Raw genomic sequence first — 25,729 nt, 5'->3', positions numbered from 1 at the left:
CCGGGCGCGGTCAGAGAATCGCACCCGGCGCATATCCCGCCGCCTTCGGGTGCCGCGCCACCAGCGCCTCGACCCTCGCCACGACCGCGTCGACCTGGTCGGCGGCCGCGCCCACGAACGCGGCGCGGTCGGCCAATGCCTCCTCAAGCGCGGCCTTGTCCAGCGGCAGCCGGTCGTCGGCGGCGAGGCGATCGATGAGGTCGGGTTCGCGGCCCTCCTCGCGCATGGCCAGTGCGACGGTGACGGCATTCTCCTTGATCGCCTCGTGAGCGACCTCGCGGCCGACCCCCGCGCGCACCGCGGCCATGAGGACCTTGGTGGTGGCCAGGAATGGCAGATACCGCTGGAGTTCCTTATCGATCACCGCGGGGTACGCACCGAACTCGTCGAGCACAGTCAGGAAGGTCTCGAACATGCCGTCCAGCGCGAAGAACGCGTCAGGCAGGGCCACGCGACGGACCACGGAGCAGAACACATCACCCTCGTTCCACTGCGCACCCGCGAGCTCAGCCGCCATCGAGCCGTACCCGCGCAGCACCACCTGAAGACCGTTGACCCGCTCGCAGGAGCGGGTGTTCATCTTGTGCGGCATGGCCGACGAGCCCACCTGGCCGGGCTGGAAACCTTCGGTGACGAGCTCGTGCCCGGCCATGAGCCTGATGGTGTGGGCCAGGGACGACGGCCCGGCGCCCAGCTGCACCAGCGCGGAGACGACTTCGTGGTCCAGGGAACGTGGGTAGATCTGGCCGACCGAGTCGAAGGTGCGGGAGAAGCCCAGGTGCTCGGCGATCCGGTTCTCAAGCTCCGCCAGTTGGGCGGCGTTTCCGCCGAGAAGGTCGAGCATGTCCTGGGCCGTGCCCATAGGGCCCTTGATGCCGCGCAGCGGATAGCGCTGCAGCAGCGATTCCACCCGCTCGAGAGCCCCGAGCAGCTCGTCGGCCGCAGAAGCGAATCGCTTGCCGAGGGTCGTGGCCTGGGCCGCGACGTTGTGGCTGCGCCCGGCCATCACGGTGTCGCGGTGGGCGACGGCGTGCTCTGCCAGACGGCGGACGGCGGCCACACCGCGGTCGCGCACGAGCTCCAGCGAGCGAACGATCTGTAGCTGCTCGACGTTCTCGGTGAGGTCCCGGCTCGTCATGCCCTTGTGCACGTGCTCGTAACCGGCGAGCGCGTTGAACTCCTCGATGCGCGCCTTCACGTCGTGGCGGGTGACCCGCTCACGGTCGGCGATCGAGTCCAGATCGACCTCCTCGACCACGGCCTCATAGGCCTCGATCACCCCGTCGGGCACCTCGATGCCGAGGTCACGCTGGGCGCGAAGCACCGCGATCCACAGCTGACGCTCGAGCACGATCTTGTACTCGGCGGACCACAGGGTGGCCAGGTCGGCGCTCGCGTAGCGCGAGGCGAGGACGTTGGAGATGCGCGGCTTGACGGTCACACACCCCAGTATCGCAGCCCGGTCAGGAGATCACCGCGCCGCCGGTCGAGCCGGCCAGGATCTCGCGGGCGTTGAGGTAGACCTGCTCTACCGTGAGCGGTGCCTGTAGCAGCAGCCACGGCCTGACGAAGTAGACGATGTTCGTGATGATCTCTGTGGAACCCATGGGCCGACGGTAGCCTCCCGGGACCGCCCGCGGGACCGGTACCTATGGGGCCCTCGCGCCTATCTCAGCAGAACCGATTCGAGCCGGTCCATGGCCTCGGCGAGCTCGGCGGTCCCCCCGGCGAAGCTCAATCGGACGGTGTGCGTCCCGTCGACCGTGTCGAAGTCGACTCCCGGGGTCAGCGCCACACCGGTTCGCTCGAGAATCTCTGCGCACCACGCCACCGAGTCGTGGGTCCAGCGGGAGACGTCGAAGTAGGCATAGAAGGCGCCGTCCGGCGGCGCCACCTCCTCGACTCCCAGCTCCCCGAGCCTGCGTAAAACCAGCTCGCGATTGCGCGCGTACCGCTTCACGTGGCCGTCCAGTTCTTCGGCTGACCCCGGGGTGAACGCCGCCACTGCGGCGAACTGCGCGTCTGCGGGCGGGCAGATGGTGAGATTGCCGATCAGCCTGTCCACCGGATCGCGCAGGTACGCCGGGAGCAGCATCCAGCCGATCCGCCAGCCGGTCATGGAAAAGTATTTGGACACCGACCCCATCACCACCGACTCGCGGCTGGTCTCCCAGGCGCTCGCGCACTCGCGGCCGTAGGTGACGCCGTGGTAGATCTCGTCGCTGACCAGAAGCGTGCCGTTTGCCTCACACCAGCGTGCGAGCGCCGCGAGTTCTCCCGCGTCGATGATCGTGCCGGTGGGGTTAGCGGGACTGGCGACGATGAGCCCGGCAGGCGCGTGGCCTAATTCCGACGTGACTGCGTCGAGTTGCGCGACCGTGGGTTGGTATCGGGTCTCGGGTCCGCACGCGATCTCGCGGACCTGGCAGCCCAGTGCCTGAAGGGTGTTGCGGTAGGCGGGGTACCCGGGGCGCGCCATGACGACGGTGTCTCCGGGGTCGAACGCGGCGAGGAAGAGCACGGTGAAGCCGCCGGAGGAGCCGGTGGTGACGACGACGTCGTCAGCGTTCACGTTCACGCCATCCCGTTGCCGGTGATACCCGGCTATCGCCTCGCGAAGGGGCCGGATGCCGAGCGCCTCGGTGTACCCCAGGATCTCCGTGTCGAGAGCGTGGTGGGCGGCGGCCAGCACTGGGCCGGGGGCAGGGGTGGAGGGTTGCCCCGCGCAGAGGGAGATCACATCCCCGTGGGTCTCCTGCCGCCGGGCCGCCGCGGCCAGGACGCTCATGACGTGGAACGGCTCGACGGCCGACCGGAGGGAGGGTTCACGTGCGACGGTCATGCACCCGACGCTAGCGCCGCCGTGAGAAGTGCGGGCCAGCCACCCACATCAGAGGGTCAACCCGAACACCCACACCAACAGCGTCATGGTGACCGTGGTGATGGCGATCAGCCCGATGAGGTTGAGCCACACCCCACCGCGGATCATCTGGCCGATCGTCACGTACCCGGAGCCGTAAGCGATCGCATTGGGCGGGGTCGCGACCGGAAGCATGAACGCGCAGGTCGCGGCGAGCGCCACCGGGACGGCGAGCAACATCGGGTTGAGGTCGAGCCCGAGGGCGACACCACCGGCCACGGGGAGGAAGGTGGCCGCTGTCGCGGTGTTGCTGGTCAGCTCGGTGAGCAGGAGGACCCCGCCGGCTGCCACGACGATCAGCAGGATGACCGGAAGGCCGCCCAGAGCGGAAGACTGCTCACCGATCCAGTCGGTGAGCCCGGACCCGGAGAATTGCGCCGACAGCGCCAATCCGCCACCGAACAGCAGCAGCACACCCCAGGGCAGCTTGAGCGCCGCCTCCCAGGTGAGCAGCCGTACCCCCCGCGCGGTACCCGCGGGCACCAGGAACAGCACCAGCCCGGCCACCAACGCGATGCCCGCGTCCGAGATCGGCGCGTCCTCCCACACCAGCGGCACCGCCACCCACGCGACCGCGGCGGCGATGAAGACCGCGAGCACGCGGCGTTCGCCGGAGGAAGTGCGGCCGAGTTTGTTCAGTTCGTCGTCGAAGAGCTTGCGTCCACCGGGGATCTCCTCGATCTCGGGCCGGAACAGGACCTTGGTCAGCAGGAACCAGGTGATGACAAGCATGACCACCGCCAACGGCAGTCCGACGAGCATCCACCGCCCGAATCCGAGCTCGATTCCGTGTTCGCTCTCCAGATACCCGGCCAGCAGGGTGTTGGGCGGGGTGCCGATGATCGTCGCCAGCGACCCGACTGACGCGGCGTACGCGATACCCAGCATTAGCGCGGTTCCGAAGTTGGACCGGATCACCGCCTCCTTGACCGAATCCGACGTGGGATCAGCCGACGCATCGATCTTCGGCATCGCCGATTCGGATCCGAGCTCAGAGGCGAGCATCAGCACCGACACACCGATCGGCAGCATCATCACGGCCGTCGCGGTGTTGGACACCCACATGCTGAGGAAGGCTGTGGCGATCATGAAACCGGCCACGACCCGCGTCGACCGCGTGCCCATAGCGCGCACCGTGAGCAGGGCGATCCGCCGGTGCAGGTTCCAGCGTTGCATGGCGATCGCGATGAGGAACCCGCCCATGAACAGGAAGATGATGTTGTTGCCGTACTCGGCGCCCACGTCGTTGACCGAGATGTCCTCCCCCAGCACCGGAAAGACGATGAGCGGAACCAGGGCGGTCGCCGGGATCGGGATGCACTCGGTCATCCACCAGATGCCCAGCAGCACCGCGACCGCCGCGGTGAGCCGCGCATTGTGCTCGAGATCGCCCGGCATCACCAGGTACACGATCAGGGCCACCGCCAGGCCGGCGACGGTGCCGATGACACTGCGGAGGAACTCGCCCCGCGGCACCGCCTCGTCAAGTTCTCCAGGCGACTTCTGGTCGACCTCCATGCCGCGGTCCGGGTCAGGGTCCAACCCCGTCAGATGCGGGGCCATCACCATCTTGCGACCGTCAGGACGATCGTGCTCGTCGGTTCCCATAGCGATCTCCTCGGCGATTCACCGACCCCGAGGCCTCCCAACGGGGTGCTGTGGGATCAGACTATTGGTGATCCCCTCCCGGTTCATCCGTTTAGCTGCCGAGCGAACCCAACGGTGCCGAGCCGAGTGCGCCCGATCCGAGCGAGAGCGTGCCGTCAGGGGCCACCAGGAGTCCGAACACTGCCAGTTCCTGCGCTGCGCCGTCGGCAGGACCGATCGACACTACGAGTTCGTAGCGGCCCGGGGCCAGTGGCGCGGCCGGCCTCAGGGTCAGTGCCCGGTCCACCGAATTACCGGCGGAGACTGTCACCGGTAAGGATTGCAGGTCTCCGGAGTCTGTGACTATGGGCAGCTGGCGCCGCAACTTGTCGGGCCCGGTGATGGTGGCCTTCAGCTGGCCGGAGTACGCGGCGCCGGTGGAGTCGACCCGCACGGAGAGGTCGAGCAGTTCGCCGTCGTCGCCCCGCCGCAATTCGGCCTCTCCCGCCGCGCTGAGTCGGACGGGTAAGTTCACGGCGGGGTCAGTCTCTCGCGTCGAGGACGGCGTCCCATCCACACCGACTACCGGCCAATTGTCCACCCAGTCCAGGCGGTCGAGCATCATGTAGCGCCGTTGGACACCGTTGGGTAGCACGGCGTTGCCGCGGGGCGCGGCGTGGTAGAGCATCCAGTCCTGTCCGGCATCATCGGTGGCCACATCGACGTGGCCGGGCCCGACCCAGTCAGTGTTGCCGCGCAGGACAACGTCACCCGGAAGTGCTGCACCCGGCCCCTGTACCAGCGCTCGCCCGGTTCGGTCCTCGTACGGCCCGAACAGCCCCTCGGCACGCCCGCCGAGCACGCGGTACTGCGACGCCTCGCCGTCGCAGCAGAGCCCGGCGCTGGTGAACAGGTGCGTGAACCCGTTTCTGGCAACCACGGCCGGCGCCTCCACTCCCCTGCCGGCGACGAGAACGGGGTCGCCGTCCAGCGCTGTCCCGTCGGTGGTCATCGGCACCGCATGGATTCCCTCGAAGTTGCCCATGAGCATGACCGGACCGTCATCGGTGACCACGACCTCGGGGTCCATCGGGTCCAGATCCTGGTACGGCTTCGCTGCGCCATAGCAGACGATCGGCGCGGCGTCGTGGCTCCACGGCCCCTCGATGCCCGGCGCGGAGGCGCGGCCGATGCACGGCGCGGATCCCCCGGTCGTGTAGTACATGACCGCGGCGCCGGTGTTGGTGATATGGACGTCGGGGGCCCAGAGGAACGCTCCGCGCCCGGCCCAGGCGGGCAGGGCGGAAAACGCGTCGCCCACGTACTCCCACTCCACCAGGTCGAAAGACCGGAAATGGGGGACGAGCCGATGCCCGGCCCCGTCCGCCCAGTCGTCCGAGGTCGCATAGACGTGGAACGCCCCGTCAGGCCCCCGCTGGACAGACGGATCGGGCGCGACCGACGAGATCACCGGGTTGGCGGCGGCCGTTGCGGTGGTGGTCGCCGAGGCGAGGGGAACGACGACGACGAGCGCCGCCGCTGCGAGAAGCCGTGCACGGGCCGCGAGCGTCATAGCTGCGAACTTATAGACTTCGGCCCACGGTGGCTAGACCCAATTCACTCCCGGATCACTCCTGCCCCGCGCGTTCCTTCCGTAACAAAAATCGTTGAATTTTTCCGGAAGGCGTCTTGGGCAGCTCACGGCTGAAGTGGATACGGCGCGGGAACGCGTGCGCGGCAAACTCGGTCTTGACCCACTTCTGCAGCTCGGATTCCTTCTCTGCGTCTCCCGCCACGCCGTCACGCAGGACGACGTACGCCTCGAGGACCTCACCGGCCAATTCGTCCGGGACACCGATGACGGCGGACTCCAGGACGTCTGCGTGCTTGGCCAGGACCGACTCCACGTCGAAGGGCCCGATGCGGTAGCCCGACATGATGATCACATCGTCATCGCGACTCGAGAAGTAGAAGTGCCCGTCGTCGTCGAGCTTGGCAGCGTCACCGGTGTAGTACCAACGGCCGTCCCGACTAAACCGCTCGGCGGTCTTCTCCGGGGCCTCGTGGTAACCGGTGAACCACATGAGCGGGCTGGCGGGAACGTCGATCGCCACCCGACCCATCTCGCCCACCTCGGCGGGTTCGTCCGCATCAGCGGCCAGGACCGCGCACGACCAACCCGGCAGCGGCACACCCATGGACCCGGGGCGGACGTCCTCTCGGAGCGAGTCGTGCCACGGGTTGATGATGAACATGCCGTGCTCAGTTTGCCCGTACTGGTCGCGGACCTCCACACCGAACTGCTCGATCGACCACTCGATGACCTCGGGCGTGAGCGGCTCACCGGCTGCCGAGGCGCGGCGCAGGCGCACACCCGTGGGCGCGATGTCCTTCTTGGCTCGCATCGTCCGATAGACGGTCGGCGCTGCCGCGAAGTTGGTGACGTGGAAGTACTGCAGGACCGCGAACGCCAGCTCCGGTGAGTAACGGGCGTGCAGCAGCAGGCTTCGGCGACCGACCGTCAGCGGTCCGAGGATGCCGTAGTACAGACCGTATGCCCAGCCCGGGTCGGCACCGTTCCAGAACACGTCGTCGGGACGGACGTCCAGACCGGTCTCGATGTACTGGTGGAACGCGGCCAGCGCGCGGACCGGCACCACGACACCCTTGGGATTTCCGGTGGTGCCAGAGGTGAACAGCATGACCATTCCGGCTTCGGGTCCGGTGACCGCGGCCGCACGGCCGGGCTTCTGCGCAGCTACGAGGGTCGCCAGGTCGATGTCGCCCTCGCGGGCCTCGGGGCAGTCGGCCAGACCGGCCACCACGACTGGTGCCTGGGTCTTCTCGATCTTGCCGCGTTGGTCGGCGTCCGAGACGATGACCTTGGCGTCGCCGCCGTTCAGCCGCATCTCGATGGCCGGCCATGCGAAGGCGGTGAACAGCGGCATGTGCACGGCACCCAGGCGCCATATTCCCATGAGGGTGAAGACCAGATCCACCGACTTGGACATGAGTGTGGCCACCCTGTCGCCTTCGCCCACCCCGAGCTCCGCCAGGGCCGCGGCGACCTTCTCGCTCTCCGTCTTCAGCTCGCCGTAGGTGATGTCCCGACCGGAGAGGTCGGCGTCGATCACCGTGAAGGCGACCGCCGACGGATCGTGACGGTCACAGAGGAACTCCGCGGCACTCGCGCCGGGGACGTCGTAGACAGCCAGCAACTGCTCCGGGGACAGGGGCGTGGACGCGGTGTTCTGGGTCATACCACCAGAGTCTGGCGTAGAGGTCGGACTGACCGCCACCACCACCCACCGACGGGCACCCCCGCTTTCGGGGCTGGCACTTCCGGTGCGACCGCGTGCACTCTAATGAGAAGGCGAGAACACCTGCACGCAACCGGAGGACCCCATGGCCGTGGATCGACTGCTCCCCACCGACGAGGCGTACGAGCTGCTAGAGATGACCCGCGACGTCGCGGACAAGCTCCTGGAGCCCGTCGCCGCGGAGCACGAGCGCAACCACACCTACCCGGAGGGGCTGTTCGCCCAGCTCGGCGAAGTCGGATTGCTCGGCCTGCCCTACCCGGAGGAGTTCGGTGGCGGCGACCAGCCGTACGAGGTGTACCTGCAGGTGCTCGAGGAGCTCGGTGCCCGGTGGGCAGCTGTCGCGGTGGCGACCAGCGTCCACGGACTGTCCTGTTTCCCCCTGGCCACGGTCGGCACCGACGAGCAGAAGGCCGAGTGGCTGCCGGGAATGCTCGCCGGTGAGCAGATCGGGGCGTACTCACTGTCGGAGCCCCAGGCGGGTTCTGATGCGGCGGCGCTGCGGTGTCGGGCCGAGCGGCAGGGGGACGAGTACGTGGTCACCGGCACCAAGTCGTGGATTACCCACGGCGGGGTCGCCGACGTCTACAACACCTTTCTCCGCACCGGAGATGGTTCGGGAGGTATCTCCTGCCTCCTCGTCCCGGGCGACACGGAGAACCTGCACTTCGGCAAGCCCGAGGACAAGATGGGGCTCAACGGCGTGCCCACCACCACTGCCTCGTACGAGGGGGCACGGATCGACGCCGGCCGCCTGATCGGCGCCGAGGGCGACGGCCTGAGGATCGCGTTCTCCGCCCTCGACTCCGGCCGCCTCGGCATCGCCGCTGTTGCCACGGGCATCGCCCAGAGGGCATTGGACGACGCCGTGGCCTACGCCAACGAGCGGGAGGCGTTCGGCAAAACCATCATCGGCCACCAGGGACTGGGCTTCCTACTAGCCGACATGGCCGCGGCCGTCGGCTCCGCCCGCGCCACCTACCTCGACGCCGCCCGCCGCAAGGACGCCGGCCGCCCGTACTCACGCGAGGCCTCGATCGCCAAGCTCACTGCCACCGACGCCGCCATGAAGGTCACCACGGACGCGGTCCAGGTGCTCGGCGGTGTCGGCTACACCCGCGAGTTCCCGGCCGAGCGGTACATGCGCGAAGCCAAGATCACCCAGATCTTCGAGGGCACCAACCAAATCCAGCGGCTGGTGATCGCTCGCGGCCTCACCAACTGAGACTCGGCGCCCCGCCTCCACCGAACGCCTAGTGTGGGCACCATGTCACCGCACTCCGACGCCCCCACCACCACTTCCGGCGACGTTGAACTGGTGGTGCTCCTCGACGAAGACGGCCAGGCCATCGGGTCCGCCGACAAGGCCGTCATCCACTCCAGCGAGACACCGCTCCACCTGGCCTTCTCGTGCCACCTGGTGGACGACGACGGGCGCGTCCTTCTCAGTCGGCGCGCGCTGAGCAAGCTGACATGGCCGGGAATTTGGACCAACTCATTCTGCGGCCACCCTGCCCCCGGCGAGAATGTGACCGACGCGATTGTGCGCCGGGCCGAACAAGAACTCGGCGCACGCGTCGACTCGATTGAGCCCGCGATCCCGGACTTCCGCTACCTGGCCGTCGACGATTCAGGGATCGTGGAGAACGAGATCTGCCCCGTGTTCACCGCGCGGATCCGAGGCGATCTCCACCCGCGACCGGAGGAGGTCTGCGCCCATCACTGGGCCCGGCCCGAGGACATCCGAACGTCCGTCGACGCCACCCCGTTCGTATTCAGCCCCTGGATGGTGGCGCAGGTGCCGCAAATGGATCTCTACGCCCGCTGAGTATCCGGCTCCAGGGCGGCGCGGACACGTCGCCAGCGCACCCGCTGGGAGTTGTGCTGGCTCCGCGAGTCACGCTGCCTGCTTGTCCGATTTCTGGCAGTTTATGGGCCGATTATCGTCCATTTCCCCAGCGTAAGCCGGGAATGCAGCGTGAGTGGTGGCGGATGCGCTGTCTGGATGTACGAGAGTGCCCGCGCGTGGCCGAGAGAGTCAGCCGGGGATGCTGATGCGTCCCTCTTCGGCTGCCTGCCCGATGTCGCGTCGGAAATGCCCGCCCCGGAGCAACACGCCGTCGAGTATCCGATACGCCTCTGCACGCGCTCCCGCCAGATCGTCGCCGGTGCCGACGACGGAGAGCACGCGACCTCCCGCCGAGACCAAGCGGCCCTCGGAGTCCCGCGAGGTGCCCGCATGGAAGACACCGGGCTGCTCTGAACCCTCGACGAGATCGCCCCGACGCGGCGTGGCCGGATAGTGCTCAGCCGCCAACACCACGGTCACTGCAGATCCGTCCCTCCACACCAAAGGCGGCTGCCCCGCGAGCTGGCCGGTGGCCACCGCGTTCAGGATTTCACCCAGCGGGGACTCCAGCAGTGCGAGAACCGCCTGGGTCTCGGGGTCGCCGAATCTACAGTTGAACTCCACCACTTCGGGCCCCTCGGCGGTGATCGCCAAACCCGCGTACAGCAGTCCGGAGAACCCGCACCCACGGGCGACCATCTCGCGGGCCACCGGCTCACAGACCTCGGTCACGATCCGCTCGACCATGCCCTCCGGCAGCCAGGGCAGAGGAGTGTAGGCCCCCATACCCCCGGTGTTGGGCCCACGATCGCCCTCGCCTACGCGCTTGTGGTCCTGGGCCGGCAGGAGCGGTACGACCGTCTCGCCGTCTACCAGGCAGAACAGGGACACCTCGGGGCCATCGAGGAACGACTCCAGGAGCACCGGATGGCCGTCGTCCAGGCAGGACAACGCGTGGGCGTGGGCAGCCGCCCGATCGGGGGTCACCACGACTCCCTTGCCCGCCGCGAGCCCGTCGTCTTTGACCACCCACGTGGGGCCGAAGCGGTCGAGGGCATCGTCGAGATCCGCGGGAGAATCGACGATCTCGGCGCGCGCTGTGCGGACGCCCGCCGCGGCCATCACGTCCTTGGCGAAAGCCTTGGATCCCTCGATACGGGCGGCCTCCGCGGATGGCCCGAACACCGCGATACCGGCCGCACGAAGAGCGTCGGCCACGCCCGCCACCAAGGGAACCTCGGGGCCGATCACCACGAGATCTGATTCGATCCTCCGTGCGAGCGCGGTGACAGCGGCGGGATCAGTCACTGAGACGTCATGACACGTCGCTTGCACCATGCCGGGATTACCCGGCGCGGCGTGGAGGTCCGTCACCGCTGGATCCGCAGCGAGGGCGACGAGGATGGCGTGCTCACGGGCACCGGAACCGATCACGAGAATGCGCACATGCATACATTAGCCCCGCACGCGACACGACCCCATCTGGCCCGGCAAGATCACCCCGCGGCCCCCCAACATCAACGCGCACACGTTCGCGTCGGCGACGGTGGGGCTCCTGCTCAGCGCGGCAGTTCGGTGACGATACCGCCCCCGAGCGCGGCATCGTCGCGGAGCCGGCGACCCTCATCGGTGAGCATGTCCGTCATACAGAGGTCGATGGTGCGACCGGCAGCCCACCCGGCCTCTGCCGAGTCATTCGCATGCACACCGAACATGGCATGCACGGAGAGCCCGTCGACAGCTACCCAGAAAGCGCGCTGGTCTTCTATGCGCGTGCCCGCGCGGAAGGTTCCGGCGTCGACACCCCGCTCGATGATCTCCTGGAGGAACGCACGGACCTTGCCCGCCTGCTCCGCGACGAGCTCGGAGCCCGCCATGTTCTCCACCATCATCCGTGCCCACGTTGGTTCCGCGACCGCGAACTCCACCATGCCGACGGCCGCATTGCGCAGGTCCACGAGGGCTGCCAGCGCCGGATTGTCGTGTCGCGCGGGGACCCCGGGAACGATGACGCGGTTACCCATCTCGGCGAAGCCCTGTCGGGAGACCTCCTCGACCAACTGCTGACGGTTCGCGAAGTGTCGGTACGCGGCGGTCGCCGAGACTCCGATCTGCGGGGCGATTTCTCGTAGGACGATCGCCTTCTCACCCGAGTGCCGGGCGCGGACCGTGGCCTCCTGGATGATCGCGTTCCTCAGATCGCCGTGGTGATAGGACTTCTTCTTCAGCGCGCCCTCTGCTGTCGGAACACTTGTCGCGACCATGTCGATGCTCCTTCGCGTTGGTGAGGGGACCAGATACCGCCACGGGCGTGAACGGCCGTTGACCCATCAGGCCCCGTACTACCACGGAACCAAGTCTTCCCGATAGCCGGAATCTGTAGTCTAATCGTATGACATCGGTTTTCGGCAAGATCATCTCCGGAGAACTACCGGGCCGCTTCGTCTGGAAGGACCCCGAGGTAGTCGCGTTCCTCACGATCGCCCCGGTAGCGGCGGGCCACACCCTTGTGGTCCCACGCAAGGAGATCGACAAGTGGACCGATCTCGAGCCCGCGCTGCTCACCCGCCTCAACGAAGTCGCCCAGGCCGTGGGCCAGGCCGTACTGAAGGGCTTCGACGCGGTCCGTGCCGGCTACCTGATCGCCGGATTCGAGGTCCCGCACACTCACATTCACGTCTTCCCCGCCAACGACATGTCCGGGTTCGACCTGTCGTTGGCGAATCCCGACGCCCCAGCCGCGGAATCGGACGCTGCGGCCGAGACCATCCGGAGGGAACTTCGTCAGCTCGGTCACGGTGAGTTCGTCCCCGAGGCGTGAGTAGTGCGGGTTCGCCGACCCACCTGGGTTCTTAGCCGCCCGCAGTCAATGCCCGAGCGCGCGTGAGACTTTCTGCATGTCCTGGTAGTCAGTCCACTCGGTGACTAGCCCGTCCCTCAGGGTGAAGAACGCACCGACCTCCAGCGTGAGAGGGGTACCGGCGATAGTTAAGTTAACGGTGCGGTTTATAGCAGCCGTGTCCCCCGACTCGAGCACGTGGTGGATCTCAACGCTCACGTCGGTGGAGAACTCAGCATTGAATTCCATGACCTGACGCAACCCGTCGTGTCCCCTGACGGTCTGGATGCTCTCGATGTTGAGGACCAGGTCCCGCGCGCAGAGTTCTCTGGCGGTCTCGAAGTCATTCGAGAACGCGGCCTCGATCAACTTCCTGGCGACCTTGCCCGGCCCCTCCGCCGACGGTTGACACTCACTCATATCGCTCCCCGCGCAGTCGGATCGGCGACACCATCAGCCGACGATCTCGTCGATGCTCTTCATGCTCTTGTAGTCTGCCCACCGCGTGACGACCCCGTCCTCGACTTCGACGAAGGAGCACGCGCGAATCTCGAAGCCTCCGCTGGGAATCGTGTACCGCTCGACCCTGCGGAGCGCGACCACACCGTCCCGCTCGAGAATCTCGCCTTGGAGCGAGATCACGAGAAACCCGGACAGCCTTCGCACATCCGAGACCATGTCGTGAACGCCCTGGTGGCCCACGTATCTTCTGACCTGCCCGGTCGTGTAGATCAGAGTGGGCGAGGACAGGCTGATAACGGTATGGGCGTCGCCCGCCACGAGCGCGTTCATCCACGCTGTGGCGATCTCGACCGGCGACTGCTCCATCTCGACTGGGACTCCCTGGGTGACGGCCGATGTTAGGTTCAGTCTACTCACAGGTAACTTCCGGTGTATTACTCGTCGGCGTAGTCCGCGGCCTCGGATAGCGCGTCCGCGATGCCACGGGCATCTTCGGGACGAACCGAGATCTCGACCGCACCCTGACGAAGGATCACCCAGGTTTCGCCGTACTCCTGAAACACCTCGACGTCGACGCCGAACCTGCCGACTCCCTCGTGGATCGTTTCGGTGTGTGCGGCGTTCATGCTCACGGTTCCGACTCTCCTATCGTCGCCGTCGATGGTGCGAACTGATCGGATAGTAACGCAGGAAGGCCGACCTTCCTGACGGGATTTCACATAGTTAGTTGAGCTGGAGACGAGACTTGAACTCGCAACCGCCCGATTACAAGTCGGGTGCGCTACCAATTGCGCCACTCCAGCGGGGCCACCGTCGAAGCGGGGGCCGACACACATCCTAACCCGACCGCCCGCCGGGCTCTTGACTACGGTGTGCAGCGTGGAGACCCGAGACGCACTGGCGCCCCTCACCCGCCCACTAGCGTGGCTCGGGGTTCGTAAATCGGCGATGGACCTGGCTGTCGAGCCACCTCTGTCGCCCATGGCCCCGGTCGATCTCGACGACGACGGCGCCGTCACCGACGTCCTGAACCTCGCCCTCGAGATCGGCGGAATCCTCCTGTCCTCCGGGGAGGGCGCGGCGGACACCGTCGCACAGGCGGAATCCGTAGCCGCCGCATTCGGTCTGCCGGGCGCGACCGTGGAGGTCACCTTTACCGCCATGACGATCGGCGTCAACCGTCGCCGCGGACGTCCTCCGATCTCGGTCCTCCGCGTGATCAACTACCGCACGGTCGACATGACCCGCGTGACGCGTGTGGCCAGGCTCATCGACCTCATAGTGCGACGACAGCTCACGATCGACCAGGCGGCAAGCGAGGTCGAGGCGATCGTCTCCTCCCCGCACCCGCATTCGTTCCGGGTGGCCGTCCTGGGCTGGGCGATGCTGGGCTGCGCGATCGTCATCCAGCTCGGCGGCAGCCCACTGGCCGGTCTGATCTCCATGGTCTCGACGTTCGGGCTGATGTACTCCAACCGGTTCCTGGACAGACATCGTCTGCCCACGTTCTTCCAGCAGGTCGTGGGGGGGTTCATCGCCGCAGGCTGGGCCCTCCTGGCGTATGTGGTCCTCACCGACGTCTTCATCGAGATCAAACCGTCGCAACTCGTGGCAGCGGGCATCATTGTCCTACTCGCCGGGCTCACCCTGGTCGGCGCGATTGAGGACGCCATCACCGGGTTTCCGGTCACGTCAGCCGGGCGCGGTGTGGAGACGATGATCCTCACCGGCGGCGTGCTCGGCGGCATCTCCATCGCCCTAGCGTTATTCGCTCGTCTAGGGATGTCGCCTCCCCCGATCGACCCGTCAATCACCGGGAATGCAGAGCTTGTGGTGGCTGTATTCGCGGCCGGAGTCGGTTCCGCCGGGTTCGCGGTGGCCAGCTACGCGACCGTGCGGGCGACGTTGCTCGCGGCGGCCGTCGGCTCGATGGGCATGCTCATCTACCAGGTCACCTTGTCGACGGGTCTCGGCCTGGTCGTGGGCTCCGCCCTCGCGGCCTGCTTCATGGGTCTGGTGGGCGGCATTCTCGCTCGTATCGCTACGGTCCCGCCCCTGGTCGTGACGATCGCCGGAATCACCCCGTTCCTGCCCGGACTGTCGGTGTACCGCGGACTGTCGGCCCTGACGAGCGATCAGACCGGCATCGGCCTCGGCCTGATGTTCCAGGCGTTGGCGATCGCGGTGGCGTTGGCGGCCGGCGTCGTGTTCGGTGAGTGGGTGACCCGAAATCTGCGCCGGTCCGCCGCCGCCGACCAGTGACGTAGAATCACATGAGGACGGCAGGACCCTCAACAGGGCTGCGGTCCACACCGACCACAGGAGGACACCCATGGCATCGACTGCCGCTGCAAGCCCGGAGCCCGCGATCGACGAACTCGAGCCGGTCGCCGACGAGACCGCGTTCCAGGCCCGCCGGATCGTGGCCTCATACGCGGCCGACGCCGAGGAGTGCCGCATGCTCCTCGACATGCTGGGGGTCGGCCCCGAGCCCCAGGAACCCGCGGACGACGAGTAACCGTCCCCACGACAGCACAGGGAGAACCTGGATGACGGGTGAGACCGGGCACGAGCCCACAGACGCGGGAGCCGACTTCGTCGTCGTCGCAAATCGTCTCCCCGTCGACTTGGTCCATGATGCCGACGGCAACGAGACCTGGAAGGCGAGCCCCGGTGGCCTCGTCACCGCGCTCGAGTCAATCCTCAAGGCCAACTCCGGCGCCTGGGTCGGCTGGCCCGGTGTTCCGGATGCGGCGCCCAAACCCTCTGAGGCCGACGGCATACGGCTGCACTCAGTCTCCCTCTCCACCCGTGATGTCGAGCTGTACTACGAGGGCTTCTCCAACGCCACGCTGTGGCCGCTCTTCCACGACGTGGTGGTGCCGCCCGAGTACCACCGCGAGTGGTGGAACTCCTACCGGGAGATCAACACGCGGTTCGCCGAGGCCACCGCCGACGCTGCCGCGCACGGAGCCACGGTGTGGGTGCAGGACTATCAACTCCTCCTCGTGCCGAAGTTGCTCCGCGAACTGCGTCCCGACCTGACCATCGGGTTCTTTCTCCACATCCCGTTCCCGCCCGTGGAGCTGTTCATGCAGCTGCCGTGGCGGACCGAACTGGTCGAGGGGATGCTGGGGGCCGACCTGGTCGGCTTCCACCTGTCCGGCGGCGCGGACAATTTCCGCATCCTCGCCAACCGTCTGCGCGGCCATCCCTCCTGGCGCCTGCGCTCGGGTCGGGGGCGTGCCTCCGAGATCCGCGTCGACGACCGCCGGGTTCGGGTGGGTGCTTTCCCCATCTCCATCGATTCCGCTGCAGTCGACCGATTCGCTCGCAAGCGTGAGACGCTCACCCGCGCCGCCCGACTACGCGAGGAGCTGGGATCTCCAAAGATCCTCATGCTGGGCGTGGATCGTCTGGATTACACCAAGGGGATCGACGTCCGCTTGCGCGCGCTCGAGGAGCTTTTTGAAGAGGGGCGTCTTGACGTCGCGGATGTGACACTCCTGCAGTTGGCCACGCCGAGCCGTGAGCGAGTGGAGCAGTACCAGATCATGCGGTCCCGGATCGAGGAGTCCGTCGGCCGAATCAACGGGCGGTTCGGCGAAATCGGGCACCCAGTGGTGACCTACATCCACCGTCCCGTGCCCAAGACGGAGCTGACGGCGTTCTACGCGGCCGCTGACATCATGCTGGTCACGCCGGTGCGCGACGGGATGAACCTGGTGGCCAAGGAGTATGTGGCCACGTGTACCGACGGCGAGGGCGCGCTGGTGCTCTCCGAGTTCGCCGGCGCCGCCGCTGAACTACGTCAGGCCTACTTGTGCAATCCGCACGACCTCGACGGTGTCAAGGACACCATCATGGCCGCCATCAACGACCCGGCCGAAGATCGACGCCGCCGGATGCGGGCACTCCGTCGGCAAGTGCTCGGCAACGACGTCCACAAGTGGGCACGGAGATTCTTCGACACCCTCGACGCCACGTCCGGGGACGATAGCTGAGTCTCACGGCATCGCCGCGCCGCTCCCGCTCACAGTGACGAGAGCTTGCCCAGCTTCCATTGCCCGTCGTCACCACGGACCATGTCGACGAGTAGCCGTGAGGCCGAGCTGGCCGCTTTCGGCTCATCCTTGGTCGAGACCATCCGGTTGAGCATCACGAGCACCGTCACGTGGTTTTCGTCCACAACTTTTTCAGTCGCCGCTGCGGCGACCGTCGCAAAGACTGTGGCTTCCTGCTGCTTGGCTGCGGAGGCCACGGCGGGCATCGACGTCTCGACGAACTCGGACAACGCCGGGTCGGTGAGCTGTTCCCGGACCGCTGCGAGGTCGGCATCCACCGTCTGATGGTCGTAGCTGAACATCTGGGTGGTGATGTCGCGAGCGGCGTTCGTGGCGTCCTGCGGGGCGGCCGCGATGGCCTGCTCGAGCGCCGTGTCGTCGCGGGCTTCGATGTACCCCCACGTCGCTAATCCGGCGAGAACGAGAAAGATCACCGTCGCGGCGGCGAGAACCGGGACGAGCCAACCCGGAGTCGCGGGCGACTCCGCGTCCGTGCTCTCTCCGTGCGGCACGGGCTGTGGTTTCCCTGCATCATCGCCCCCATGCGGCGGACGCTGTGCGCTCTGGCGACCGGTCGGCGAAGCATCGGTCTGCGGCATCGCATCCATGCCCTCAAAGAGACCCCCCGCTCGGGCTGCGTCAACGGCGCGCTGCCGGGCCGCGTCGGCCTTGCGCTGTGTGCGCGCTGCACGTTCGGCTGCACGCTGCGCCCGGCGAGAGCTTCGGATGTCCGAACCTCCCGGACCGCTGGAGGACTCTGTGGCCCCGGGCATCTCATCCTTGTAGTCGTTGCTCACGGGATGAAGTTCACCCCCGACACCTTCATGACGCCGTCGTCGTGCCGGTTGACCGTTACTCGGATCCGGTACTGGCGATCCTCGCCATCCTTCGACCGTGGATTCGCGATAGTCTGATCGATTGCCATGATGACCTGTGCCTGCTCTGGGTCCGATGTTTCTACCGCCGCCGCGCTCACGGTGCCCTCCGCCGCGACCTTGGTGGTCTTGACGACCTCCTCGTAGGAGTCACGCCGTGGGGCGAATTGCTCGGAGAAGTCGCCCTCGATCTTGCCGACAATCTTGTCTACATCCTCTTTGAGCGTGTCCTGACGAATAGTCATCAGGTCGGTCATGACGCCCTTCGCGAAGTCGCGATAGTTTGCGTCGAGCTCCGTAGCCGAGGCACGTTCCGCTCGAACGGAATCGGCCTTGCCGCGTTCGGACAGCCACAGTCCGCCCGCTACGAGCGCCGCTATCAGCGCGAGAACCGCGATGACTGTCGCCACCACCACGAGGCCGGACGGGCCACCGCGTCGGTCAGGGTTCTTCACTGGCACAGTCAGGCCACTCCATTCGTGAGGACATCAGCCATGCTCGCGTCTGCGGGCAACTTTGCCACAGTACCCAGGTTCTGCTGGCGATACGTCTTCCCATCCGTGCCGACGTACTCGCCGGTCGCCGGGTCGTACACCGCGGCCGAGGTGGTGATCTCACGGTCACCGGTCGCGGAGGAGGGCCGCACGTTGTACGCACCTGGATTATTTCCGGGAGGGCCAACCTCGGAGGTATCCGGCGGGTTCGAGCCGCGCGGGGTGTAGTTGTTGACCGCGCATTCGTCCGGTGAGGCGGCGCGCCGGCCCGGGTACTCCATGCACGGGAGGTTGCGCGCACCACGCGCGGCGATCTGTGAATCCTGCGGGACCTTGCAATACAGGCCGTTGATCTGGGAGGGAACCGACAGGTCCCCGGGCGATCGCCGATCGGCGGCCGGGAGGAACCCGGTCGTACACGGAGGAGTGTCATTGATCTGGAGGTTGAAGTCCACCTTGATCTGGTTGGTGTCCTTGGCGCCGTCGATCGCGGTCAATAGCCCGGACACCAGCGCCGGGTAGAGGACCAGTACCTGTTCGATCGACCGGTTGTAGACCACGCCGACCTCTCCCACGCTGACCAGATTGGCGACCAGAACGGGCATCGTGGGTTGGAGGTCGTTGAGCACCTTGGTGACACGGCCCAGCGAGTCCGGACCCCGCTGCATGAGCGAGGTGAGCTGTGGTTCGTTCGTGCGCAGCTGGTCGGTGATGTCCGCCAGATTGCGGGTCCACGCACGAATCGAATCAGACGAGCGCAACTGCGAGTCGAGAACGGGCTCGGCATCAGCGATGAGCTTCTGGGTCACGCCCGTGTTGCGCTGCGCCTCGTCGAGGAGAAGCTGCGCTGAATCGAGGAACTGCTGCAGATCCCGCTCGGAGCCGTTGAACGCGTCAAAGGCCTCAGACATGACGTTCTTCAGATGTGCGTTGTCAATGGAGGCCATGAGAGCGGTCGCCTGGTCAAGTACAGGACCGATGTCTTGCGGCATATCCACACGGTCCGATCCGAGGACCGTTCCGCTGGCGAGGGTTCCCTCCGGTTCCCCCTGCGGAACGAAGTCGACGTATTGCTCACCGATCGCCGAGACGCTACGCACCTCCGCCCGAACGTTGTCCGGTACCTCCGCACCGGAATCGAAGTGCATATCTGCCACGACGTGGCCCGGTTTGAGTGTGACAGCGTCCACGCGACCGATGACGTTGCCCAGGTACGTGACGTTGGCGTTCTCGTATAACCCACCGGTGTCCGGCATTTCGAGCGCGACGTCGGTGCGCTGCCACCCGAGAACAGTCGGGATCTTGAGGTAGACGACCGACATGACGGTCAGCCCGATCACGGTGACGATCGAGAAGATCGCCAACTGGATCTTGACGAAACGGGTCATCGGGGACCTTCCTCGACCGGGGTGTCTGGTGTGGCGGGTTCCGCGGGCGGCGCGAGTAAGTCGGTTTGACCGCCCAGCCCGGGGTCTGCGGAGGCAGCCGGAGCCCCCGGCTCGAGTTCAGGCGGACGCGGAATGTCGAGTGAGTACGGATCAGCGCTCGCCAACGGGTTGGGCGCCAGGCCCACGTATCCCTCAAGCCCTGACATGCGATTTCCGAATTCCGTCCCCAGGAGAAGAGTTTCCGCCATCCGGGGCATGGTCAGGTCGGCATCGATATACAGGTTCGCGTAGTCGCCGCGAAGGAAGTTGTCGATACCCGACTGCGGGAACGGGAAGGTAATGAGGATCTGCAGGACTCTGGTGAGGTTGCGGCCGCTGGCTGCGAGTTCTTCCAGCACGGGGGTGAGGTCGGACAGGTTGTCGACGAGGTTCTGACCACCGCCGGCCTCGATGATCTTGTTGGCCTTGTTTCCGAAGTCGCCCAGGGAGACCAGAGCGGTGGTGAGTTCCTGCTTCTGATCGTTCACCAGCTGCAGCGCCTCTGGCATATCCGACAATGCGCGAGCCAGAGTGTCGTTCTGCTCGTTGACCTGACGCGCGAGTCGGTCCAGCCCGTCCATGGCGGCAATGATGTCGGCGCGCTGATCATCCAAGCCCCCCACCGTGGTCTTGAGCTGCGAGATGACGTCCTTGGCCTGGACCTCTCGGCCATCAAGGGCGGAGTTGAGCTCGCTGGCGATGGTGTCGAACTGCGCGAGGCCACCGTCTGTGAGGACCACTGACAACGCGGACAGGGTCTGCTCGGTGGTGGGATAGACCCCTGCCCGCTCCAGCGGGATCACGTCGCCGTCGACGAGCGTGCCCACCGGTTTTTGCTCCGGAGGCGGGAAGAGTTCCAGGTGTTGTGAGCCGAGGAGGCTGGTCTGCCCGATCTTCGCATAGGCGTTCGCGGGCAGTCGGACGTCCTCGTTGAGGGAGACTGTGACCATCGCGGTGTAGTCGTGGGCCTCGATCGACGTGATCGAGCCGACGTTGACATCGTTGACGCGAACCGGAGAGTTGCGTGTGATCGTGGTGACGTTGGGCATCTGGATGGTGACCTCGTAGGCACCGTCCCCGTTGCCCTGCGCTCCGGGCAGCGGCAGCGAATTCAGGCCTTGCCAGCCGCAGCCCGTGCCGGCGATGAGTATCGCGGCGCCGAGAGCTCCGCTCGCGAGTAGCCGGTTAGTGCGTCGTTCATCGCGGGTCATCGGGTGCCTCCGGTGGCCAGCAGGTTCGCGGTGAGGTCGTCGCCATTGTTGACGACGTTGATCAGGGGGTCGGGCCGGTCAGCCGGTGGCTGAACCCCATTCGGGGTCTGGGTTCCCGGCTTCTGCCCTTGAACGATCTGGTCCGGCTCAGCCGTCGGGGTGATCGGCGGAACAACGGTTCCGTACGGGTAGTTGGAAGTGAGCGAGTTGAACAGCGGGCCCATGTACTCGGCGCACAGTTGCGCGTCGGACTCAGCCGTGTTGTTGGCGAGCCCGGCGATCGCGCCACAGATGAAGTTGGTGGGATTGGACATCTGGTTCAAGGCGAGCACGCCGTTGAGGGTGCCCTGGTACGGCCGGTAGATGTTGTAGAAGTTCGACGTCGCTGTGGGCGCCACGTGGAGCAGGTTCTCCAGGTCCTTGCGCCGGTCCCGCACCACCTGAGTGGCCTGCCCGAGCTTGTCCACCGCAGTGGTGACCCGAGTGCCGTTGGCGTCGAGGAATCGGTTGATGTCCGTCACGGCCAGATCGAGGTCCTTCAGCGCGGCGTCGATGTCGCCCGTCTGGTCACCCAGCACCTGAGAGACGTTGGCCAGCTTTCCGCCGAACGAGACGATCTGTTCTTCGCTTGCCGACAGGGCGCTGACGAACAGCTGAAGATTGCGCAACGTGGTGAACAGGTCTTCGCGTCCGTCGGAGAGCACTGACATCGTGTGCGAGACCTCATTGAGCGCCTCGCGGACGTCGGAACCGTTTCCGTCGAGCATCGCGTCCGCTGAGTCCACGAAGCTGCTCAACGCACCATCCGGGTCATCCTCCGTGGGGCCGAGCGCGGAGGACAGCTTGAGAAGTTGCTCTTTGACCCCGTCCCACTCGACCGGGACCGCGGTCCGGTCGATCGGGATGGAGTCACCGTCCTCGAGCACCGGCCCCTCCGAGTGGACGGGGGTGAGCTGGATAAAGCGCTCGGCGACGAGCGACTGCGCGACCAGCAGGGCGTTGGCGTCCCCGGGCACCGCGAGGTCGCGGTCGATCTTCATGGTGACCTTGGACTGACCGTTCTCCGCCTCGATCGAGGAGATGGTGCCCACCTGGACACCGAGCACACGAACCGTGTCGGCTTCGTAGACGCCCTTGGTGGAGGCGAAGTAGGCGGTGATGGTCTTGGTTTTCCCAGAGAAGACGTACCAGGCCGCAGCGACGATGAGAACGATCACCGCGACGACCGCGATCGGCTTGAGAACACGGGTCATCGGGGCTTCCTCTCTGCTCCCCATCCGGGGAACTCGTCCGTGATGGTCAATTCGGGGATGCCCGGCATCGTGGGCTCGCGCACCAGCCCCGGCTCAGGTTTGATGCGGTCGTCGATCAGTGGCATGAGATCGCGGAGAATCGTCTGCGGGTACTGGCCGATAGACAGGTTCGAGATGTAGGCGTTGAACCACGGCCCCGACGCGACGGCCTCGCCGAGCGCGGTGGAGTACGGGACAATCCGGCGCAGGCCCAGATCAATGTCGTCCCTGTTGCGGATGAGCAGATCGGAGACCTTTTCCAACTTGTCCAGCGCCGGTCCGAGTTGCGCCTCGTTGTCCTGGACCACTCCCGAGAGCTCACGAGCCAGGGAGTCGATGTTTATCACGAGTTCGCTGATCGCGCGCCGACGGAGGTCGAGCTCGGTGAACAGCGTGTTCCCGTCGACCATGAGCTGATTGAGCTGATCGCTGCGCTTACCGAGGACGTCCGTCGTCCCAGCCGCTTTGTCGAGGAGATTCCGCAGTGCCTCGTCGCGGGTGTTGAGCGACCGGGACAGCCGCGTTATCCCGTCTACTGCGCCCTTCACCTCGGGCGACGCCTTCTCCATCGTCGCTGCGAGAGTAGTCAGCGCCTCGTCGACCTTGTCGGTATCCATCTCCTCGACCGTGGTGCTGAGTTCTTCGAGTGCGGACGTCAGCGAATACGGAACGGAGGTGCGCTCGATGGGAATGGTGGAGTCGGGCAGTTCGCCCCGCCCATCCGAGAACACGGCGAGCGCGCGGCGCCCCAGGATGGAGTCGGTCTTGATCTGCGCAGACGTGTCCGAACCCAGGTCGACGTTCGTATTGAGCCTGAACTTGACCTCGACGCGATCACCGTCGAGAGAGATGTTCTGGACGTCACCAACCTTCATACCCGCCACCTGGACCTCGTCACCCTTGTTGAGGCCGGCGGCGTCGGCCACGTACACCGTGGCGTTCTTTTTTCCGTTCACGTAGGGGATGCGGTCGTAGTTGAGTGCAACAGCCAGCAGCACCACGCAACCAAGGATCCCCCAGATCCCGATTGCCCGCGAACTGCGGTCGCGGAATCGCAGCTGACCCTTTGGCGCCTTCAGCGGAGCGCCCTCGGACTTTTCACTCATCGGGGAACGCACACCTGCCCGTCGTCTGTTCGTACTGGGGGAGGAAGACGTCCTGACCGGTGACCGGGCTGGTCACTCGGACAATCACTCCACAGAGGTAGAAGTTGAAGAAGCTGCCGTACACACCGAGACGGCTCATCTTCTCGAAGTCGGATGGCAGCCGGTTGATGACGCTTTCGACGTAGGGCTCGTCGTCGTTGATAAGTTGCGCGACCCGATCCAGCTGGGCCACATCCTCACGGAGCGGGGGTCGTACGTCGGCGAGCAGGGTCGTCATATTCTTGCTCGTGTCGTTGAGCCGCGAGACCGATTCGCCCAGCGGCCCCGCGTTTCGTGCGAGACCGGAGATGAGTTCCTGGAGGTTGACGACGATGGAATCGACATTCTCCTGGTTGTCGGCGACGGTCGTGAGCACCCCGGTGAGGTTGCTGATGACGTCACCGATGAGCTGATCCCTGTCGGCGAGTGCGCCGGTGAGCGACGACGTCGACGCCAGCAGATCCTGGACGTTGCCCCCCTCTCCCTGGAACACCTGCACGATGGACTCGGAGAGCTGGTTGACCTGCCCCGGCTCGAGTGCCTTGAACAACGGCCGGAAGCCGCCGAGAAGGGCGTCGAGATCCAGGGCCGGTGTTGTCTGCGAGATGGGCAGCATGCCGCCCGGATCGAGAGACGACTGGTCCCCCTCGCCTCGCTTCAGTTCCAGGTATCGGTCACCCGTGAGGTTCTCGTACCGGACAACCGCTTCGGTACTGCGGTGGACGCTCTGGTCTCCCGCAACGGTGAAAGCGACTGCTGCGGTGTTTCCGTCCTCGAGCGAGACCTTCTTCACTCGGCCCACCTCGACGCCCGCGATCCTCACCTTGTCACCGGATTCCAGACCCGAGACGTCGGTGAAGGCAGCGTTGTACTTCGTGTATTCCCCCGATCGATACTCGCTGAACACCACGAGGAGCCCGGCGAGCACGACCAACATGACGACCGCGAAGACCACGAGTTTTATAACCGTCTTGCGGGCGTTCGACGCCGCAACGCGTCCCGCGGTCACGGGGTGGCTCCCGTGTCACCGAGCATGACCTGAAGAAGCGTCGGGGGCGCAGGTTTACCCGGCTCTGACGGCTTGAGTGGCCCGAGGAGTGGCTCGTTACGCGAGGTGAACACGTTGGGCATACCCTCCATGACGTTCGATCCGGTATCCGTAACGACGAATGGCGCATGCGTGCCGGGCTCCGGGAACGGCAGTCCGTAACAGTTGGGACCTGTACTCGCGTTCACCTTCGGCAGGTCTTTAGGGTTGTCGTAAGCCCGCGCCCCCTGCTGGAATCCGGCCTTGAAGGTCAATCCCGGCTGGTTCTTAGCACCAAACGCCTGACCTGCGGCCTCGGCGCCGCTGTTAAGACCGATGATCATGCAGCTGAGCGCGGGGGAATACTCGGCCATCAGACTGGTCGACGCGCGCAAGTCCTGGAGGGCCTTGACGAGCTCGTTCCCGTTTTCCGCAAGAAGGCGCTTACCGGTCTCCCCCGTGCCGATTGCGGAGACGAGAAGCTGTTCGAACTTAGCCTGATTGGCCACCACGTTGTTTCCCACATCGGTTCCGGAGTCCAGGAGTCGCATGAGGTCCGGGGTGACGTCGGCGTACAGATTGGCTACACGTGAACCCTTGGCCAGGTCACGTTGCAGTGTTTCGATCTGCGGATTGATCTCCATCAGGTACGAGTCCAGGTCGGCCAGGGTCTGGCCGAGTTGATCGCCACGATTATCCAACGCACCTGCCAGAGCGCCGAGCGTGGCGTTGAGCTTCTCGGGTTCCAGCGCGGTCAGCAAATTTGTGAGGTCCTCGAACAGAGTGTTGATCTCAGCAGTCACCGATGAAGCCGGGACTACCGCTCCGCTCTCGAGCGCTTCCGGGGAGGGATCGGCCGGGGGTTGGAATTCGACAGATTTCGCACCGAAGATCGTGTTGGAACTGATGGACACGATCGAGTTGGCGGGGACACCCTCGAGCGCTACAGGGTCCACCTCGACCTCGATCACGGCACCGCCCAGCTCCTGGCGGATCTCGGTGACCTTACCGATCTCCACCCCACGCGAGCGCACCTTGGCGTCAGCCTCCATCACGAGCCCAGATCTGTCGCTGACCACCGTCAAAGGAACCCGGCTGTCAAACGCGCGGACGAAGAACAGCAGCGAGAGCACCACCACCGTCACGATGAAGAGGATCAAACCGGTAGCGGCGATCCGTTTGGGAACGGTGTCGCTCTGACTCACAGTTCTGGCCAT

25 protein-coding genes and 1 tRNA gene are annotated in these 25,729 nt (G+C 65.9%); 6 read left to right on the top strand and 20 right to left on the bottom strand.

The features are described 5' to 3' along the window. Window positions 1–10: 10 nt before the first annotated feature. From purB to ON04_RS04075, 6 genes are all read right to left on the bottom strand, one after another. Window positions 11–1,441 carry an adenylosuccinate lyase gene (purB, locus tag ON04_RS04095; protein WP_010540317.1) on the bottom strand — a complete coding sequence of 477 codons (1,431 nt, stop codon included), beginning with the start codon at window positions 1,439–1,441 and terminating at the stop codon, window positions 11–13. 22 nt (window positions 1,442–1,463) lie between these two features. Next, entirely contained in the window at window positions 1,464–1,607 is a 144-nt protein-coding gene (locus ON04_RS16630) for a hypothetical protein (RefSeq protein ID WP_158217817.1), read from the bottom strand. A gap of 59 nt (window positions 1,608–1,666) precedes the next feature. Then, entirely contained in the window at window positions 1,667–2,842 is a 1,176-nt protein-coding gene (locus ON04_RS04090) for an aminotransferase class I/II-fold pyridoxal phosphate-dependent enzyme (RefSeq protein ID WP_010540316.1), read from the bottom strand. 48 nt (window positions 2,843–2,890) lie between these two features. After that, complete coding sequence (locus tag ON04_RS04085; protein WP_033444058.1) at window positions 2,891–4,483, bottom strand: SLC13 family permease; 1,593 nt, start codon at window positions 4,481–4,483, stop codon at window positions 2,891–2,893. A gap of 136 nt (window positions 4,484–4,619) precedes the next feature. Continuing rightward, the gene (locus ON04_RS04080) at window positions 4,620–6,080 is read right to left on the bottom strand and encodes a family 43 glycosylhydrolase (RefSeq protein ID WP_010540314.1); all 1,461 of its coding nucleotides are present in this window, start codon (window positions 6,078–6,080) and stop codon (window positions 4,620–4,622) included. Window positions 6,081–6,135: 55 nt separating this feature from the next. Then, window positions 6,136–7,767 carry an AMP-binding protein gene (locus ON04_RS04075; RefSeq protein ID WP_010540313.1) on the bottom strand — a complete coding sequence of 544 codons (1,632 nt, stop codon included), beginning with the start codon at window positions 7,765–7,767 and terminating at the stop codon, window positions 6,136–6,138. A gap of 145 nt (window positions 7,768–7,912) precedes the next feature. Here ON04_RS04075 and ON04_RS04070 point away from each other — a divergent pair, with 145 nt between their 5' ends. Both ON04_RS04070 and idi read left to right on the top strand, forming a co-directional pair. After that, entirely contained in the window at window positions 7,913–9,052 is a 1,140-nt protein-coding gene (locus ON04_RS04070) for an acyl-CoA dehydrogenase family protein (protein ID WP_010540312.1), read from the top strand. Window positions 9,053–9,094: 42 nt separating this feature from the next. Continuing rightward, entirely contained in the window at window positions 9,095–9,655 is a 561-nt protein-coding gene (gene idi / locus ON04_RS04065; protein ID WP_050815256.1) for an isopentenyl-diphosphate Delta-isomerase, read from the top strand. Window positions 9,656–9,865: 210 nt separating this feature from the next. On the opposite strand, the gene purD is transcribed toward idi, so the two are convergent. Both purD and ON04_RS04055 read right to left on the bottom strand, forming a co-directional pair. Continuing rightward, window positions 9,866–11,122 carry a phosphoribosylamine--glycine ligase gene (purD, locus tag ON04_RS04060; protein WP_010540310.1) on the bottom strand — a complete coding sequence of 419 codons (1,257 nt, stop codon included), beginning with the start codon at window positions 11,120–11,122 and terminating at the stop codon, window positions 9,866–9,868. Window positions 11,123–11,235: 113 nt separating this feature from the next. After that, a complete protein-coding gene (locus ON04_RS04055; RefSeq protein ID WP_010540309.1) occupies window positions 11,236–11,940 on the bottom strand; it encodes a TetR/AcrR family transcriptional regulator in 705 nt (234 codons plus the stop codon). 128 nt (window positions 11,941–12,068) lie between these two features. Between ON04_RS04055 and ON04_RS04050 the strand changes: the two genes are divergently transcribed. After that, complete coding sequence (locus ON04_RS04050; protein ID WP_010540308.1) at window positions 12,069–12,497, top strand: HIT family protein; 429 nt, start codon at window positions 12,069–12,071, stop codon at window positions 12,495–12,497. Window positions 12,498–12,542: 45 nt separating this feature from the next. On the opposite strand, the gene ON04_RS04045 is transcribed toward ON04_RS04050, so the two are convergent. From ON04_RS04045 to ON04_RS04030, 4 genes are all read right to left on the bottom strand, one after another. Then, window positions 12,543–12,935, bottom strand: a complete 393-nt coding sequence (locus ON04_RS04045; protein ID WP_010540307.1) for a nuclear transport factor 2 family protein — start codon at window positions 12,933–12,935, stop codon at window positions 12,543–12,545. 33 nt (window positions 12,936–12,968) lie between these two features. Continuing rightward, window positions 12,969–13,343, bottom strand: a complete 375-nt coding sequence (locus tag ON04_RS04040; RefSeq protein WP_010540306.1) for a nuclear transport factor 2 family protein — start codon at window positions 13,341–13,343, stop codon at window positions 12,969–12,971. Window positions 13,344–13,411: 68 nt separating this feature from the next. Next, complete coding sequence (locus ON04_RS04035; RefSeq protein WP_141564615.1) at window positions 13,412–13,609, bottom strand: hypothetical protein; 198 nt, start codon at window positions 13,607–13,609, stop codon at window positions 13,412–13,414. Between the two features lie 98 nt (window positions 13,610–13,707). Then, window positions 13,708–13,780: transfer RNA gene (locus ON04_RS04030), tRNA-Thr, on the bottom strand. Between the two features lie 76 nt (window positions 13,781–13,856). Here ON04_RS04030 and ON04_RS04025 point away from each other — a divergent pair. The 3 genes from ON04_RS04025 to ON04_RS04015 all read left to right on the top strand — a co-directional run bounded on the left by ON04_RS04025 (window position 13,857) and on the right by ON04_RS04015 (window position 16,981). Continuing rightward, on the top strand, window positions 13,857–15,239 hold the full coding sequence (locus ON04_RS04025; protein WP_238529225.1) for a threonine/serine exporter family protein: 1,383 nt from the start codon (window positions 13,857–13,859) through the stop codon (window positions 15,237–15,239). A 70-nt stretch (window positions 15,240–15,309) separates the two neighbouring features. After that, window positions 15,310–15,495, top strand: a complete 186-nt coding sequence (locus tag ON04_RS04020; RefSeq protein ID WP_010540303.1) for a hypothetical protein — start codon at window positions 15,310–15,312, stop codon at window positions 15,493–15,495. 31 nt (window positions 15,496–15,526) lie between these two features. After that, entirely contained in the window at window positions 15,527–16,981 is a 1,455-nt protein-coding gene (locus ON04_RS04015) for an alpha,alpha-trehalose-phosphate synthase (UDP-forming) (protein ID WP_010540302.1), read from the top strand. A gap of 29 nt (window positions 16,982–17,010) precedes the next feature. Here ON04_RS04015 and ON04_RS04010 read toward each other — a convergent pair whose 3' ends face one another. From ON04_RS04010 to ON04_RS03975, 8 genes are read right to left on the bottom strand one after another with little or no spacing between them, the layout of a single operon-like run. Continuing rightward, window positions 17,011–17,838 carry a hypothetical protein gene (locus ON04_RS04010; protein WP_010540301.1) on the bottom strand — a complete coding sequence of 276 codons (828 nt, stop codon included), beginning with the start codon at window positions 17,836–17,838 and terminating at the stop codon, window positions 17,011–17,013. Beyond that, a complete protein-coding gene (locus ON04_RS04005; RefSeq protein ID WP_010540300.1) occupies window positions 17,835–18,371 on the bottom strand; it encodes a hypothetical protein in 537 nt (178 codons plus the stop codon). Before ON04_RS04005 ends, ON04_RS04010 begins: the two co-directional genes overlap by 4 nt. A gap of 8 nt (window positions 18,372–18,379) precedes the next feature. Continuing rightward, window positions 18,380–19,798, bottom strand: coding sequence for an MCE family protein (locus tag ON04_RS04000; RefSeq protein WP_010540299.1), 1,419 nt, complete (start codon window positions 19,796–19,798; stop codon window positions 18,380–18,382). Next, window positions 19,795–21,048, bottom strand: a complete 1,254-nt coding sequence (locus ON04_RS03995) for an MCE family protein (RefSeq protein WP_010540298.1) — start codon at window positions 21,046–21,048, stop codon at window positions 19,795–19,797. Before ON04_RS03995 ends, ON04_RS04000 begins: the two co-directional genes overlap by 4 nt. Continuing rightward, window positions 21,045–22,301 (bottom strand): MCE family protein, encoded by a 1,257-nt coding sequence (locus ON04_RS03990; protein ID WP_010540297.1) that lies wholly within the window; start codon window positions 22,299–22,301, stop codon window positions 21,045–21,047. Before ON04_RS03990 ends, ON04_RS03995 begins: the two co-directional genes overlap by 4 nt. Continuing rightward, entirely contained in the window at window positions 22,298–23,446 is a 1,149-nt protein-coding gene (locus ON04_RS03985; RefSeq protein ID WP_010540296.1) for an MCE family protein, read from the bottom strand. Before ON04_RS03985 ends, ON04_RS03990 begins: the two co-directional genes overlap by 4 nt. Beyond that, window positions 23,439–24,494: an MCE family protein gene (locus ON04_RS03980; RefSeq protein WP_010540295.1), complete on the bottom strand. Its 1,056-nt coding sequence runs from the start codon at window positions 24,492–24,494 to the stop codon at window positions 23,439–23,441. Before ON04_RS03980 ends, ON04_RS03985 begins: the two co-directional genes overlap by 8 nt. Continuing rightward, window positions 24,491–25,729: an MCE family protein gene (locus tag ON04_RS03975; protein WP_010540294.1), complete on the bottom strand. Its 1,239-nt coding sequence runs from the start codon at window positions 25,727–25,729 to the stop codon at window positions 24,491–24,493. The genes ON04_RS03980 and ON04_RS03975 overlap by 4 nt, the downstream gene beginning before the upstream one ends.

The organism is Dietzia alimentaria 72 (assembly GCF_000226215.1).
In the GTDB taxonomy this organism is placed as follows: domain Bacteria; phylum Actinomycetota; class Actinomycetes; order Mycobacteriales; family Mycobacteriaceae; genus Dietzia; species Dietzia alimentaria.
Note: the sequence above shows the minus strand (reverse complement) of the source record. Positions and strands in the feature narration are given on the sequence as shown.